The organism is Bacteroides sp. AM54-2NS, assembly GCF_003602935.1.
Taxonomy (GTDB): domain Bacteria; phylum Bacteroidota; class Bacteroidia; order Bacteroidales; family Bacteroidaceae; genus Bacteroides; species Bacteroides xylanisolvens.
Window position 1 is genome coordinate 1 of sequence record NZ_QTMZ01000142.1, and the last position, 698, is coordinate 698.

General features: G+C 44.6%; 1 protein-coding gene. It reads right to left on the bottom strand.

The window, feature by feature from the left end; all coding sequences use genetic code 11:
* Positions 1-225 precede the first annotated feature (225 nt).
* On the bottom strand, positions 226-624 hold the full coding sequence (locus DXA05_RS26200; protein WP_005868746.1) for a single-stranded DNA-binding protein: 399 nt from the start codon (positions 622-624) through the stop codon (positions 226-228).
* Between the last annotated feature and the right edge of the window lie 74 nt (positions 625-698).

The following is a 698-nucleotide window of genomic DNA, read 5'->3' on the forward strand; positions in this document are numbered from 1 at the left end:
GTTTCGGCAATGCCGAAGCTCCGGATGATGACCATTGCAATCCCGCCCACGTTTGGAACTTCTCTTTTCTGGTTTGCCCATAATCAGCCGCATAGCGGATGACTACGGGCAAACCGGGAATGAGAACAGTCATTCCGATGAAGGGGAGGGTGGGGAAGAATACTGCGTGAACGCAAAAACACTCTCGGATATGTAGCAAAAAAAAGCGGCACTAGGCCGCTTCAATCATTTGCTTGCTTTTTTCTTTTTAGAGACAGCCTTCTGTTTAGGCTGATCCGGTTTTTCTTCTTCTTTTTCCGGAGCCGGATAAAACTTGGTGGCTACCATCACAATGCGGTTACGCTTCTCCCCACTTTTAGAATCCGTCCATTCTTCCGGCTTAAAGTAGCCTTCAACGGTTATCAGCTCACCTTTTTTCAATACATCGAAGGAATCCAGTGCTTCATTCTTTCTCCAGGCTTCAATCCCCATGAAAGCGGAAACATAAGAGGTTTCTTCACCTGTCTTGTCTGCACGGCTGACCGCGATAGAAAAGCGTGCTACGCTTGCTGTTTCAAAACTACGGATTTCTGCATCCTTACCGATAAAACCTGTTACTGCGAATGAATTTTCAATCTTTTTCATATCTCTGATTTTTTAGAAGTTAATTAATCAATTTTACAGTGCAATAACTGATTGTTGGCTTTGGGGGACACCAT